A 14949-nucleotide genomic window follows, 5' to 3' on the forward strand; every position below is an offset into this window, starting at 1 on the left:
TTTATAGATTTATAATTTTTCTACTTTAGTGACTTTACCCTTGCCCAATGTCACCACATTCACAGCGGCTGTAATAGCTGCCAGAATATTTCCGGGGACAGGCGCAGGGCCTTTCTGTGTTTCCCGCTTCACAGGAACCACTTCTTCGGGGGCATATTTATTGACCAACGTGATCAAAAACTTGCCTAAATAAATCACAATCAGCAGAATAACAAATACGGTAGCCATTCCGACCACCATCAGCAGGATCGCTGTTTCGATATTTTCCATATAATAAATTATTAGTAATTTAAGCTGTTTGTCTAAAAAGCGTTCGAAAATACCAAATATTTGCTATAAAATAAATTAAGAAAGGAATATAAAATATAAATCCGTAATTTACTTTGCTGACAGACAGGTATAAAAACAATGTGAGAGAAGGCCCCTCAACCTTCTCTCACATTCTGATAAAACAATTATTAAATAAAAATACTCAATGATAAAAACTGGTTCGGCTTCTCATTTTGGCTTCATACCTTCTTAACCTATTAACCGCCAAAAGGAGCCGACCATCGTTATAAACCTCTCATGCGCCATCCCGGCGTTCATCTTTAAATTAGTACAGCAGTATAGTGTCCGGTTGTCAACCCTTTTATTAGCCGACTATGTCTGTTTGATAGGGGAAACGAGCCTAAGGAGCAATCGCCACTGTCAACGAGGGGGCCGTTTCCTATTCTAATTTTCGACAACCATTCACCTGCCAATTGTCTATTGTTTGTTTTGAGCTTAAAAATTCAGTCCTCATCACGAGGATATTTCTACATCAATTTCTTCTACAACATTTTACTCTTCTAATTAAATCTCTATCGTTTCTTTCAAACATCATTAATAGCTCTTATACTAGAAAGAGAAGAGAACATTTGTTTTTTACCAAAAAAAAATGAAGAAAATTTGAAGAAAAATAAAAAAGCCCCTTCTGGATACCTAGAAGGGGCTTTTTTTATTTTAAAATAATTTCTTTTCCGTGAAGTTCGTAACTGATTCCACACGAACCGAAGACATTTTCGAGGGTGGCGTTCAGGTCTTTCGTCAAGACCGTTCCGTTATAGGTAAGTCCATCGCACTTTTCACGCCCTACTACCGTGACCTTAAATATAAGTTCTATATCTGCTACTACATTAATCAATGGGTCGTCTTCATACCCCAAGACTTCCGGAAATTGCGGATCATCCGGTTTCGGCACAGGGACAATCTTGTTTTCATCACAGCGCACGCTTTCTCCGGCAACTAATGTCCGCTTGCCTACGGCAGTCTCTACCTTGACACTACCCTCTTCACAGTTCACGAACATTTTCTTTCCTTGCTGGTCGACCAGGAATTTTGTTCCCAGCACTGTCACAGCACCGGCTTCGGTATTTACAGTAAATGTCTTGCCCTTGGTCACCTCAAAAGAAGCCTTACCAAACAATTGCAGTTTGCGTTCCCAAAGCCAGGTTATTCGGTTGTAAGTCAGGCTCGAATTCTCCATAATCTGCACATTACTGCCATCCGGCAATTCATATGCCATAGCCGTACCTTCCGTTACAATCTTCTTCTCCGAAAAATAATATCCGCCCACTCCCAAAAGAAGCAAGAACATGGCAGCTATTCCCCAAGAGAAAGGAATACTTCGCCCGGCACCTTGTTTTCTCCTGCGGCTCAAGGCAATCTTATGGCTCTCTTCACGCTGCAGCTTCAGCTTATCGCCGATTTCTTTCCTGCGAGAGAACTTATCGCCAATCAGAGGTAGTTTGCCTTCTTCCAGGTATTTTTCTAAAGATTCTGTCCAATTTTCCATATCCCACCTTAATTAAAGATCCATAAATTAGCCATCACTGCTAACAATAAAGATGTACCTAAACGCTCTCTCAATCTGGTTATAGCCATATGGGTGGTATTGTAAACCGTACGAGGAGTGAGTCCCATCACCTGAGCAATCTCTTCCGGACTCATCTTCTTATAGTATTTCAGATACAATACTTCCCGTTGCTGCTTTGTCAAGCCATTCAACTCTTTTTGCAAAGCCTCCAACTGTTCCTTTTCCAATTCCGAACGGATAATAGCTGTCTCTATGTCTATCTCCAGATCAAACCGATATTCATTGGTGTCTACTTCATCCAGCGATTTGAATGTTCCACTATTCTCTCTCTTCAGCTCGTTCACTATCATGTGCCTCAACGAAACACATAGATAGGCAGGTATGGATTGAGGAGCGGCACACGTTTCCCTTTTCTCAAAGATGTAAACGAACAACGACTGTATCGCTTCTGTCACCACGGTGTCATCACCGGCTATCTTCATGCCATACCCATAAAGCAAATCTGCATACTGGTCGTAAAGCTGCCTGAATGCCTCTTCATCCCCTTGCTGAATCTTATCCCAGGATAGTGTCTTCATTTCTCTTCGCTCATTTATATGAGATATGTTTTTCCTTTTTTTACCTAATTTTTTAGTTAAAATACATCGAATATGTCTTAAAACTCACTTGTAAAGTGGAATCTGATGTTTTTAAAGTCCATTTGAGCCATCTGGAGTACATAGTTGGAATCCGCCAGGAACACATCGCGCCCTTCCCTATCCTTCGCCATATACTGATATTTGCGTTTCTTGAAGGCTTCCAGTTCCGCAGGATCGTCACTCTCCACCCAACAAGCCTTATAAAGGCTTACCGGCTCCCAGCGACAAGACGCATTGTACTCGTTCAACAAACGATACTGGATAACCTCAAACTGCAACTGCCCTACCGTACCGATAATCTTACGGCCATTGAACTGGTTGACAAACAACTGCGCCACACCTTCGTCCATCAACTGGTCGATACCTTTCGCCAATTGTTTCTGCTTCATCGGGTCTGCATTCTCGATATACTTGAACATCTCCGGCGAGAAACTCGGCAATCCGCGGAAGTGAAGCATTTCACCTTCCGTCAGCGTATCGCCAATCTTGAAAGTACCGTTATCCGGCAGACCGATAATATCTCCGGCATAGGCTTCGTCAATCGTTGTCTTGCGCTGCGCCATAAACTGTGTTGGCGACGAAAAGCGCATCGTCTTTCCGTGGCGCACATGTTGGTATGGAGCGTTACGCACAAACTTGCCGGAACAAATCTTGCAGAATGCCACACATGAGCGGTGGTTCGGGTCGATATTGGCGGTAATCTTAAAGATAAATCCGGTGAATTTAGGTTCTTCCGGTTTTACTTCACGCTCTTCAGCCTGTACAGGGCGAGGGCTCGGAGCAATCTCTACGAAACAGTTCAGCAATTCCTGAACACCGAAGTTATTCAAAGCCGAGCCAAAGAATACCGGAGCACAGTCACCTTCCAGATAAGTCTCAGCATCAAATTCAGGATAAACCCCTTCAATCAGTTCCAAATCACCGCGCAACTTGTCTGCTAATGTTTTTCCAATCTGCTCGTCCAGTTCATCCGTATGAATATCGACTGCCACTTTTTCCGTCACCATCTGTTTGGACGGCTGATACAAGTCCAGTTTCTGTTCGTAGATATTATATACACCCTTGAAACGGGCTCCCTGTTCAATCGGCCAGGACAAAGGACGAACCTGAATCATCAGTTCCTCTTCCAGTTCGTCCAGCAAATCGAACGGGTCTTTTCCTTCACGGTCCATCTTATTGACGAAGATAATAACCGGAGTCTTGCGCATACGACACACTTCCATCAGTTTACGTGTCTGTGTTTCCACACCTTTCGCACCATCCACCACGATGATAACGCTGTCTACTGCTGTCAATGTACGATATGTATCTTCGGCAAAGTCCTGGTGACCCGGAGTATCGAGAATATTAATCTTGTAGTCGCGATAATCGAATTCCATCACAGAAGTCGTCACCGAGATACCACGCTGTTTCTCAATCTCCATCCAGTCGGACGTAGCCGTTTTCTTAATCTTATTGCTTTTTACCGCACCTGCCACCTGAATCTGACCACCGAAAAGCAATAGCTTTTCCGTCAAGGATGTTTTACCGGCATCAGGATGCGCTATAATGGCGAACGTTCGCCGTCTCAAAATTTCTGTATTATCTGCCATATATATTATAAGGTGTCAATGCATCGTTTAAGACTTTCCTCCCAATGAGGAATCTCGATGCCGAACGTTGTTTTTATCTTTGTCTTATCAAGTACGGAATAGGCGGGACGGTTTGCCTTCGCCGGATATTCCGCCGTATGCAAAGGGGTTACTTTGCATGAAGTGATTCCTGCCAGGCGATGGATGGCTATCGTAAAGTCATACCAGGAGCAGACTCCTTCATTGCTGAAATGGTAGACACCGCGAACTATACCTTTATTAATAATGGTATAGATGGCTTGTGCCAGGTCGTTGGCATAAGTAGGTGTTCCTATCTGGTCGAAAACGACTCCCAGACTATCACGTTCTTTTCCCAAGCGAATCATCGTCTTTACAAAATTATTGCCGAAAGTGGAATAGAGCCATGCGGTGCGGATAACGACTGCTTTCTCGCAGTGGTTCATCACATCATATTCTCCTTCCAGTTTTGTAGTGCCATATACAGAATCCGGACAAGGGTCACAATCTTCGGTGTAAGGGGTATGGGCGGTGCCGTCGAACACATAATCTGTAGAAACCTGTATCATAGCCGCGCCATTAAATTGCGCAACGGTTGCCAAGGTTTTCGCTGCTTCACAATTTAATTTGTAAGCCAGTTCTGCATTCTCCTCCGCTTTGTCCACTGCCGTATAAGCTGCGCAGTTTACGATCAATTCAATTCGCTTCTCGGCAATATAAGCCCATACAGCTTGCTCATCACAAATGTCGAGTTCCTGCACATCTGTGAAATAATACGTATGTTGCGGGTTCTCTTTTGCAAGCACCTGCATTTCGTTGCCAAGCTGACCGTTGGCACCCGTTACCAAAATTCTCATTTATTCATCCAGTTTTAATTCACCTTTGCGGTCTTTATCATAATAGTTCGCCAACATAGACAGAAAGCTAGTGATGGCTTCTATTGCCTTTGCCGTTCCTTCGCTGATGGCTTTTCCCTGAAGCCGAAGCAGGAGTACTCCATATAAGGCTTCAAAACAGGTTTCCAGTTCAGGTTCGTCTTTCTTGCCGTTTTTATTCCGCAATTCCACGATAAACGGCAATGCCTTGAAATAGGCGGCACTATAAAAAGGGAACTTAGGAGACGAAGCCAGCGCATTGTGCAGTTCGGTCAGATTGATAATCACATTCTTATTAATCTGCAAATGTCCCGTTTCACGTACGCCTTCCTCGCCCATCATTGTCATCAGGTTTCCATACCATTCTCGCATGGCAGGACGCTGGTCTTCCGGGTAGCGGGAAATCACATTGGCTTCCATCTCTTCCGGTTCACAATGATTGGCACGAATCAAGTCTTCCTCTTGCCACATATATATAAGGTATTCGGCAATATTCTGCTCCTTCAGTTGTTGTGCTATCTGATTCATAAGTTACCTCTTAATAAATTGACTCTCCCAACAAAGTATAAATCAAGCCTGCCACGGATACCAGTATCACAATACTTCCAATGACACGGTTCAGTATCCAGATGCCACGCAGATTGAACTTGGTACGCACCTTATTTACAAAATAAGTGATTCCGAGCCACCAGGTCAATGCTCCCGCAGCGATAGCAAAATATCCCGTTATCTCTTCAAAGACCAGAACGCCCTGCTGCACAAAGGCAAAACGGGCAAAAAGTCCGATAAACAGGAATATGATTAAAGGATTGGAAAGAGTGACGAAAAATGCGGTTATAAAATTATGGAAATAAGACCCTTTATTGGACGAAGCCGGACGAATGGAGTTCACCGGATTACTGCGAAAGGTATAGATTCCGAAAAGAAGTAACATGACACTACCCAGCAATTGCAGATAAAAACTGCCTTTATTAATGTAATCTGATACAAAACTCATGCCGTAACCGGTCAGCAGAGCGTAAGCTATATCGCTCAAAGAGGCTCCCAGGCCTGTCACAAATCCGTACCAACGCCCCTTATTCAAAGTCCTTTGGATGCATAATACACCCACCGGACCGAGAGGTGCGGACACAACAACGCCAATAATAAAGCCTTTAACTAATATATCGAATATTGTCTCTATCTGAATCATTCCGCAAATATCGCACTTTTTTGTGATATGGGGATAGTATATTAACGTTTTTTCCACACAAGAATCACTATATATAGCCATAATAAGCAAAACGTACATCGAAAATAAACATATTAAATAAGGTATAGGAATTTATTCTCCATTTTTTTCCTACCACCAATGAAATTGCTTATCTTTGCGCCACAGAAAAAGAGAAGAGTTTCTCCTGCAGAGACTTCAATCGTAAAATCGTAAATCGTAAAATCGTAAATATACAACATGATTCTTTTTTTCAGAACCCCTTCCAAGAGCGTGATTGCCGTAGAGAGCAACCATCAGCTCACCCCTGACGAAAGTAATAAACTCTGCTGGCTTTTTGGCGAAGCCGTGATGGAAAGTGAAGAAAACCTGAAAGGCTGTTTCGTTGGTCCGCGCCGCGAGATGATCACTCCCTGGAGTACAAACGCAGTAGAAATCACCCAAAACATGGGACTTGAAGGCATCAGCCGCATCGAGGAGTACTTCCCCGTTAAGGACGAAAACGCCGACCGCGACCCAATGCTGCAACGCATGTACAAAGGACTCGACCAGAACGTATTCACGACAAACCGCCAGCCGGAACCGATCATCTACATCGAAGACCTCGAAGTGTACAACGAAAAAGAAGGTCTGGCACTTTCTAAAGAAGAAATGGACTATCTGAAGAAAGTGGAAAATGACCTCGGACGTAAACTGACCGACTCCGAAGTTTTCGGTTTTGCACAAATTAACTCCGAACACTGCCGCCACAAAATCTTCGGCGGAACGTTTGTCATCGACGGCGTAGAGCAGGAGTCCTCGCTGTTCCAGATGATTAAAAAGACGACACAGGAAAATCCTAATAAAATCATCTCTGCTTATAAAGATAATGTAGCCTTCGCAGAAGGTCCGGTTGTGGAACAGTTTGCTCCGGCAGACCACTCCAAGCCTGATTACTTCCAGGTGAAAGACATCAAGAGCGTTATCTCGCTGAAAGCGGAAACACATAACTTCCCGACTACCGTAGAACCGTTCAACGGTGCTTCTACCGGTACAGGCGGTGAGATCCGCGACCGTATGGGTGGTGGTAAAGGTTCATTGCCGATAGCAGGTACTGCCGTTTACATGACTTCTTATCCCCGCACGGACGAAGGACGCGAATGGGAAGATATTCTTCCGGTACGCCAATGGCTGTATCAGACTCCCGAACAGATTCTTATCAAGGCATCCAACGGTGCTTCCGACTTCGGAAATAAATTCGGTCAACCGCTGATCTGCGGTTCCGTACTGACTTTCGAACATACGGAGAACAAAGAAGTATATGGTTACGATAAAGTAATCATGCTTGCCGGCGGTGTAGGTTACGGCACACAACGTGACTGCCTGAAGGGTGCTCCCGAACCGGGAAACAAAGTGGTAGTAATCGGTGGTGACAACTACCGCATCGGACTTGGCGGCGGTTCCGTATCTTCCGTAGATACAGGTCGTTACAGCAGCGGAATCGAACTGAATGCCGTTCAGCGTGCCAACGCAGAAATGCAGAAACGTGCCAACAACGTAGTACGCGCTCTTTGCGAAGAAGAGGTGAATCCCGTTGTTTCCATCCACGACCACGGTTCGGCAGGACACGTAAACTGTCTTTCCGAGTTGGTGGAAGAATGTGGCGGTTTGATTGACATGAGCAAGTTACCTATCGGTGACAAGACCTTGTCTGCAAAAGAAATCATTGCCAACGAGAGCCAGGAACGTATGGGTCTGCTGATTAAAGAAGAAGCTATCGAACATGTACGTAAGATTGCCGAACGCGAACGCGCTCCGATGTACGTAGTCGGTGAAACAACCGGCGACCATCGCTTCGCTTTCCAGCAGGCAGACGGTGTACGTCCGTTCGACCTTGCCGTAGAACAGATGTTCGGTTCTTCTCCCAAGACTTATATGATAGATAAAACCGTAGAGCGTCATTACGAAATGCCGAAATACGAATTGTCGAAACTCCATGAATATCTGACCAATGTATTACAGCTCGAAGCAGTAGCCTGCAAGGATTGGTTGACAAATAAGGTAGACCGCTCCGTGACAGGTAAAGTAGCCCGTCAGCAATGCCAGGGTGAACTTCAGTTGCCGTTGAGCGATTGTGGCGTCGTTGCGCTCGACTACCGTGGCGAGAAAGGTATCGCCACTTCTATCGGACATGCTCCGCAAGCGGCATTGGCGGATCCGGCTGCCGGTTCTATCCTTTCCGTATCCGAAGCATTGACCAACCTCGTTTGGGCTCCGATGGCAGAAGGTATGGACAGCATCTCTTTGTCTGCCAACTGGATGTGGCCTTGCCGCTCTCAGGAAGGTGAAGACGCCCGCCTTTACACAGCCGTTAAAGCATTGAGCGACTTCTGCTGCGCTTTGCAAATCAACGTTCCTACCGGAAAAGACTCTTTGTCAATGACTCAGAAGTACCCGAACGGTGAAAAGGTGGTTTCTCCGGGAACTGTGATTGTTTCTGCCGGCGGTGAAGTTTCTGACGTGAAGAAGGTAGTATCTCCGGTATTGGTGAACAACGAAAAGACAACTCTTTATCATATCGACTTCAGCTTTGACGAACTGAAACTCGGCGGTTCCGCTTTCGCGCAATCTCTGGGTAAAGTAGGCGACGATGTGCCTTGCGTACAAGATGCCGAATACTTCCGTGATGCTTTCCTTGCCGTACAGGAGCTCGTAAACAAAGGACTGATTCTTGCAGGACACGATATTTCTGCCGGTGGTTTAATCACTACATTGCTCGAAATGTGCTTCTCTAATGTAGAAGGCGGTATGGAAATCAGTCTTGACAAGATGAAAGAACAGGATATCATCAAGATTCTGTTTGCAGAAAATCCGGGTATCGTTATCCAAATCAGCGACAAGCATAAAGATGAAGTGAAAAAGATTCTGGAAGATGCCGGTGTAGGCTACCTGAAGTTGGGTAAACCGACTGACGAACGCCATATCCTGGTATCTAAGAACGACGCTACTTACCAGTTCGGTATTGACTATATGCGTGATGTATGGTATTCTTCTTCTTACCTGCTCGACCGCAAACAGTCTATGAACGGCTGCGCAAAGAAACGTTTCGAAAACTATAAGATGCAACCCGTAGAATTTGCGTTCATGCCTGAATTCAAAGGGAAGCTCTCTCAATATGGTATCACTCCCGACCGTCGCACTCCTAGCGGTATCCGTGCGGCCATCATCCGTGAAAAAGGTACAAACGGCGAGCGTGAAATGGCTTACTCACTCTACCTGGCAGGCTTTGACGTAAAAGACGTCACGATGACTGACCTTATCAGCGGACGTGAAACACTGGAAGATGTGAACATGATCGTTTACTGCGGTGGTTTCTCCAACTCCGACGTACTGGGTTCCGCCAAAGGATGGGCAGGTGCCTTCCTGTTCAACCCGAAAGCAAAAGAAGCGTTGGATAAATATTATGCCCGTGAAGACACGCTTTCATTAGGTGTCTGCAACGGTTGCCAGTTGATGATGGAACTCAACCTTATCAACCCGGAACTGAAGAAGCAGGGTAAGATGTTGCACAATGATTCGCATAAGTTCGAATCACGCTTCCTCGGCCTGACAATCCCGACAAACCGCAGCGTTATGTTCGGTTCTTTGAGCGGCAGCAAACTGGGTATCTGGGTTGCTCATGGAGAAGGAAAGTTCTCTTTGCCATATGACGAAGACAAATATAATGTAGTAGCGAAGTACAGCTATGATGAATATCCTGCTAACCCGAACGGTTCCGATTATTCCATCGCAGCACTGGCTAGCACAGACGGACGCCACCTGGCTATCATGCCTCACTTGGAACGCTCCATCTTCCCATGGCAGAACGGTTGTTACCCGGCAGACCGCAAGAACAGCGATCAGGTAACTCCGTGGATCGAAGCATTTGTCAATGCCCGCAAATGGGTTGAAGAAAAAGTGAAATAAAGACACTCTTTTATATTTTATTTAAGAAGAGCTGGTATTTTTTTGAAATACCAGCTTTTTCTTTTTCACTTTTTTGCTACCGCAATTCCCTTTTTTGCAACTAAACATTCCATAAATAAACAGCATATACAAATAGCGATAAAATACCTGATTCGCTTTATTTCAAGAGCTATCTAATCTTACCTTAAAATTTTGCAGTATCGAAAATTCTTCTTAATTTTGTCAAACTTTCCCCCTCTAAAATAAGATTCAATAACCCTTAAAAGTCCTATTTGTATGAAAAAGTGGATTTTTCTATTATTATTGTTTCCTTTAACCTGTGTCGCTCAGACGTATCAATATCTAGGAGTGGAAGATGGGTTGAGCAACAGGCGAGTTTATTGTATTCAAAAAGATAGAACCGGCTATATGTGGTTCCTCACGCACGAAGGTATTGATAGATACAACGGAAAAGATTTCAAGCGATATAAGTTAATGGATGGTGACACAGAAGTGAACTCTCTATTAAACCTCAACTGGCTGTACATCGACCGGAATGGAGTCCTGTGGGAAATCGGCAAGAAAGGCAAGGTGTTCCGGTATGACCAGGTGCATGACCGTTTCGAACTTGTCTACAAGTTACCGATAGAGAACTTTCGCGACCTGCCTGCTCCGGTCAGCTTTGCATGGCTGGACCAAAACAATCACATATGGCTATGCAATGAAGAAACCATCTTCCTTTATAACACGGCAACTTCCCAAGTATGTCCTATCAAGAATGAAATAAAAGAAGAAATCACTGACATTGAGCAGATAGATGAATCACATTACTTTATTGGCACGGAAATGGGGATACACTATGCCGAGCTGAAAAATGACACCCTGGAACTTATCAATTGCGACAAGATGGAGAATGTGAAGTTTCAGGTCAGCGATTTGCATTTCGACAGAAAGATAGGCAAGCTATTCATCGGGACCTTCCTGCGGGGTATCTTTGTCTACGACATGAGCATCAAGTCTGTCGTACAGCCGGAAAACAACTTGATGGATATCACTATCAACAAAATCAAGCCACTGAACGACAAAGAATTGCTGATAGCTACGGATGGCGGCGGCGTACACAAGATGAATGCCGAAACTTACCAGTTGGAGCCTTTTATCATCACAGACTACAACAGCAATAATGGCATGAACGGTAACAGTATCAATGACATTTATGTGGATGATGAAGAACGGATTTGGCTGGCAAATTACCCCATCGGAGTAACTGTGCAGAACAACCGCTACTCCAGCTATAAGTGGATAAAGCACTCCATAGGCAACAAGCAGTCCTTAATCAACGACCAAGTGAATGCAATCATTGAAGACAGCGACGGAGATTTATGGTTTGCCACGAACAATGGCATCAGTTTCTTCAATTCAAAGACCGGACAGTGGCGTTCGGTACTCAGTTCATTCGAGAAGTCGCAAAAAAACAAGAGCCATATATTCCTCACTCTTTGCGAGGTGGCTCCCGGAACGATTTGGGCAGGCGGTTATTCTTCCGGCGCTTACCAGATAGACAAAAAGTCATTCACAGTCAGCTATTTCATGCCGCCGTTATATACTCAAACCAGCATGCGCCCGGACAAGTATATACGGGATATCCGCATGGATTCACAAGGATACATATGGTCCGGTGGATTTTACAACCTCAAACGTATCCGCCTGCAAACACAGGACGTACGGTTTTACCCCGGTTTGAATTCCATTACCGCCATTGTCGAGAAAGATGATAAAAGCATGTGGATAGGCAGTGCCACGGGGTTATACCTGCTGGACAAAGAATCCGGAAAATGGGAACGCATCAAGCTGCCGGTAGAATCAACCTATATCTACTCTCTGTATCAAGCAAAGAACGGTTCATTATATATAGGTACAAGTGGGTCGGGGCTCTTAATCTACGATTTTAATAAAAAGCTGTTCACTCATTACTATTCGGAGAACTGTGCTTTGATATCCAATAATATCTATACCATATTATCGGATGAGGATAAAGAAATACTGATGGGCACGGAAAGCGGATTAACGAGTTTCTATCCGCAAGAAAAGAAATTCCATAACTGGACGGAAGATATGGGATTGATGACTACACACTTCAATGCGCTGTCGGGCGTATTACGCAGAAACAATAACTTTGTCTTCGGCAGTTCCGACGGGGCAATCGAGTTTCATAAAGATATGAAGCTGCCCAGAAGCTATTCGTCCAAGATGATTTTCAGTGATTTCAAACTTTTCTATCAGACCATTTATCCGGGCGACAAGAGTTCGCCACTGAAAGAAAGCATCAACGATACCAAAGTATTGGAATTGGAATACAATCAGAATATTTTCTCCTTGCAGGTTTCTTCCATCAACTACGATTATCCTTCCAACGTTATTTATTCCTGGAAACTGGAAGGGTTCTACAAAGAATGGAGTAAGCCCAGCAGCGAAAATACAATCCGCTACACTAATCTTGCACCGGGCACATACACGCTGAAAGTGCGTGCAATCTCTAACGAAGACAAACGGGTCGTACTTGAAGAGAGAAGTCTGGATATTATCATTGCCCAGCCCTTCTGGCTGACATTCTGGGCGATGCTATTATATGCAGGCATAATTGTCCTCATTGCCGCCATTCTGCTGCGTATTCTTATTTTAAGAAAACAGCGTAAAGTCTCCGATGAGAAAATACACTTCTTTATCAATACCGCACATGACATCCGTACTCCATTGACGTTAATCAAAGCGCCTTTGGAAGAGCTTCGTGAAAAAGAAGCGTTAAGCAAAGAAGGCATTTCGAATATGAATACGGCTTTACGCAACGTGAATGCCCTGCTACGCCTCACGACCAATCTTATCAACTTTGAACGGGCGGACGTATATTCTTCCGAACTATACATTTCGGAACATGAACTCAACACGTTTATGAATGAAATATTCAACGCATTCCAGCAGTATGCCAATATCAAACACATCAACTTCACCTATGAAAGTAATTTCAGGTACATGAATGTGTGGTTTGACAAGGAGAAGATGGAGTCTATCTTCAAGAACATCATTTCAAATGCGTTGAAATATACACCGGAAAATGGGAACGTACAGATTTTCGTTTCGGAAACATCCGATTCATGGAGCGTGGAAGTGAGAGATACAGGTATCGGTATTCCGGCCAGTGAACAAAACAAGCTGTTCAAACTTCATTTCCGCGGCAGCAACGCTATCAATTCCAAAGTGACCGGCAGCGGTATCGGACTGATGCTCGTATGGAAATTAGTCCGGTTGCACAAAGGAAAGATTAATCTGTCGAGCGTGGAGAATCAGGGTTCAGTGATTAAAATCACTTTCCCAAAAGACAGCAAGCTTTATCGGAAAGCGCATTTGGCGGCTCCAAGCAAGCAACGCCAGGAAATCAAAAGCCTCAACGATGACGCGGCTCCATCACCTGAGATTTACGAAACTGCACAAAAGAAAGAAAATGCAGAACACCAGCGAATCCTAATCGTGGAAGATAATGACGAGTTGCGTAATTACTTGTCGCAGACATTATCCGGAGACTATACCATCCAGGTTTGTTCCAACGGAAAGGAAGCATTGACTATTATTCCCGAATACAAACCGGAATTGGTTATCTCCGACATTATGATGCCGGAAATGCGAGGGGACGAATTATGCAAGGTTATCAAGAACAATATCGAAACATCACATATCCCTGTTATCCTGTTGACAGCCCTCAACAACGAGAAAGATATTCTCTCGGGACTGAACACCGGCGCGGACGAGTATGTGGTGAAACCGTTCAACATCGGTATCTTAAAAGCAAATATCTCCAATCTGCTGGCTAACCGCGCGCTCCTGCGCAGCAAGTATGCGAGTCTGGACTTGGAAGACGAAGAGAACGATGAAGATTGTATTAACTGCTCACAGGATATTGACTGGAAATTTATCGCAAGCGTGAAGAAGAACGTGGAAGATAACATAGATAATCCGGCTCTCACAGTAGACGTGCTCTGCAGTCTGATGGGCATGAGCCGCACCAGTTTCTACAACAAACTAAGAGCACTGACCGACCAGGCACCGGGAGATTATATCCGGCTGATTCGCCTGAAACGTGCCATACAGTTGCTGAAAGAAGACGCACATAGCATAACAGAAATAGCGGAGATGACAGGGTTCAGTGATGCCAAATACTTCCGCGAAGTATTTAAGAAGCATTACAACGTAAGTCCCAGTCAATACTTCAAAGAGAAAAAAGCAGTAAATAAGGAAGAAGGAGAAAAAGAAGAATGAACATTTATCTCGAAGCATTTGGAATCTTTTTTAAAATAGGCGCCTTTACCATTGGCGGCGGGTATGCAATGGTGCCGCTAATCGAAAACGAAATTGTGACCAAGCGGAAATGGATAGCACAAGAAGACTTTATCGACTTGCTGGCTATCTCCCAATCTGCTCCCGGCATACTGGCTGTTAATATTTCCATCTTTATTGGATATAAGTTGCGCGGCATCCGGGGAAGCATCATCACGGCATTGGGAACAATTCTGCCGTCTTTCATTATTATATTGGCTATCGCTCTGTTCTTCCATAGCTTTAAGGATAATCCGATAGTGGAGCGTATCTTCAAAGGGATTCGCCCGGCAGTAGTGGCACTCATCGCTGCACCGACTTTTACAATGGGACGGTCGGCGAAAATCAACCGCTATAACTTGTGGATTCCTGTTGTTTCAGCACTGCTAATTTGGCTGCTGGGCTTCTCACCGATTTGGATTATCATTGCTGCGGGTGTAGGCGGGTTCTTATGGGGAAAATTAAAGAAGTTGAGAATTGAGAGTTGAGAAGGCACGGGTTACACGGA

Annotated in this window: 10 protein-coding genes; 3 read left to right on the forward strand and 7 right to left on the reverse strand. The window is 44.5% G+C overall.

Annotated elements, in window-relative coordinates:
• Positions 1-9: 9 nt before the first annotated feature.
• The 7 genes from BacF7301_RS23510 to BacF7301_RS23540 form a co-directional block, all read right to left on the reverse strand.
• A complete protein-coding gene (locus BacF7301_RS23510; RefSeq protein WP_167966644.1) occupies positions 10-270 on the reverse strand; it encodes an OadG family protein in 261 nt (86 codons plus the stop codon).
• Between the two features lie 709 nt (positions 271-979).
• The gene (locus tag BacF7301_RS23515; protein ID WP_167966645.1) at positions 980-1816 is read right to left on the reverse strand and encodes a FecR family protein; all 837 of its coding nucleotides are present in this window, start codon (positions 1814-1816) and stop codon (positions 980-982) included.
• Between the two features lie 8 nt (positions 1817-1824).
• Entirely contained in the window at positions 1825-2415 is a 591-nt protein-coding gene (locus BacF7301_RS23520; RefSeq protein WP_167966646.1) for an RNA polymerase sigma factor, read from the reverse strand.
• Positions 2416-2492: 77 nt separating this feature from the next.
• Entirely contained in the window at positions 2493-4067 is a 1575-nt protein-coding gene (locus tag BacF7301_RS23525) for a peptide chain release factor 3 (protein ID WP_167966647.1), read from the reverse strand.
• A 5-nt stretch (positions 4068-4072) separates the two neighbouring features.
• Positions 4073-4921 carry a dTDP-4-dehydrorhamnose reductase gene (gene rfbD, locus BacF7301_RS23530; RefSeq protein WP_167966649.1) on the reverse strand — a complete coding sequence of 283 codons (849 nt, stop codon included), beginning with the start codon at positions 4919-4921 and terminating at the stop codon, positions 4073-4075.
• Positions 4922-5467, reverse strand: coding sequence for a DUF4924 family protein (locus tag BacF7301_RS23535; protein WP_167966650.1), 546 nt, complete (start codon positions 5465-5467; stop codon positions 4922-4924).
• Between the two features lie 10 nt (positions 5468-5477).
• Positions 5478-6131, reverse strand: coding sequence for a LysE family translocator (locus BacF7301_RS23540; RefSeq protein WP_167966651.1), 654 nt, complete (start codon positions 6129-6131; stop codon positions 5478-5480).
• 258 nt (positions 6132-6389) lie between these two features.
• Here BacF7301_RS23540 and purL point away from each other — a divergent pair, with 258 nt between their 5' ends.
• The 3 genes from purL (at position 6390) to BacF7301_RS23555 (ending at position 14929) form a co-directional block, all read left to right on the forward strand.
• Positions 6390-10094 carry a phosphoribosylformylglycinamidine synthase gene (gene purL / locus BacF7301_RS23545; RefSeq protein ID WP_167966652.1) on the forward strand — a complete coding sequence of 1235 codons (3705 nt, stop codon included), beginning with the start codon at positions 6390-6392 and terminating at the stop codon, positions 10092-10094.
• A 276-nt stretch (positions 10095-10370) separates the two neighbouring features.
• Complete coding sequence (locus tag BacF7301_RS23550) at positions 10371-14384, forward strand: hybrid sensor histidine kinase/response regulator transcription factor (protein WP_167966653.1); 4014 nt, start codon at positions 10371-10373, stop codon at positions 14382-14384.
• On the forward strand, positions 14381-14929 hold the full coding sequence (locus BacF7301_RS23555) for a chromate transporter (protein ID WP_167966654.1): 549 nt from the start codon (positions 14381-14383) through the stop codon (positions 14927-14929). The genes BacF7301_RS23550 and BacF7301_RS23555 overlap by 4 nt, the downstream gene beginning before the upstream one ends.
• The last annotated feature ends 20 nt before the right edge of the window (positions 14930-14949 follow it).

Origin of the sequence: Bacteroides faecium (assembly GCF_012113595.1) — a bacterium.
Lineage (GTDB): Bacteria > Bacteroidota > Bacteroidia > Bacteroidales > Bacteroidaceae > Bacteroides > Bacteroides faecium.

What these genes read in the sequence shown, in the direction of transcription:
- BacF7301_RS23510 (WP_167966644.1), bottom strand. Translation starts at nt 270, where the DNA reads ATGGAAAATATCGAAACAGCGATCCTGCTGATGGTGGTCGGAATGGCT.
- BacF7301_RS23515 (WP_167966645.1), bottom strand. Translation starts at nt 1,816, where the DNA reads ATGGAAAATTGGACAGAATCTTTAGAAAAATACCTGGAAGAAGGCAAA.
- BacF7301_RS23520 (WP_167966646.1), bottom strand. Translation starts at nt 2,415, where the DNA reads ATGAAGACACTATCCTGGGATAAGATTCAGCAAGGGGATGAAGAGGCA.
- BacF7301_RS23525 (WP_167966647.1), bottom strand. Translation starts at nt 4,067, where the DNA reads ATGGCAGATAATACAGAAATTTTGAGACGGCGAACGTTCGCCATTATA.
- rfbD (WP_167966649.1), bottom strand. Translation starts at nt 4,921, where the DNA reads ATGAGAATTTTGGTAACGGGTGCCAACGGTCAGCTTGGCAACGAAATG.
- BacF7301_RS23535 (WP_167966650.1), bottom strand. Translation starts at nt 5,467, where the DNA reads ATGAATCAGATAGCACAACAACTGAAGGAGCAGAATATTGCCGAATAC.
- BacF7301_RS23540 (WP_167966651.1), bottom strand. Translation starts at nt 6,131, where the DNA reads ATGATTCAGATAGAGACAATATTCGATATATTAGTTAAAGGCTTTATT.
- purL (WP_167966652.1), top strand. Translation starts at nt 6,390, where the DNA reads ATGATTCTTTTTTTCAGAACCCCTTCCAAGAGCGTGATTGCCGTAGAG.
- BacF7301_RS23550 (WP_167966653.1), top strand. Translation starts at nt 10,371, where the DNA reads ATGAAAAAGTGGATTTTTCTATTATTATTGTTTCCTTTAACCTGTGTC.
- BacF7301_RS23555 (WP_167966654.1), top strand. Translation starts at nt 14,381, where the DNA reads ATGAACATTTATCTCGAAGCATTTGGAATCTTTTTTAAAATAGGCGCC.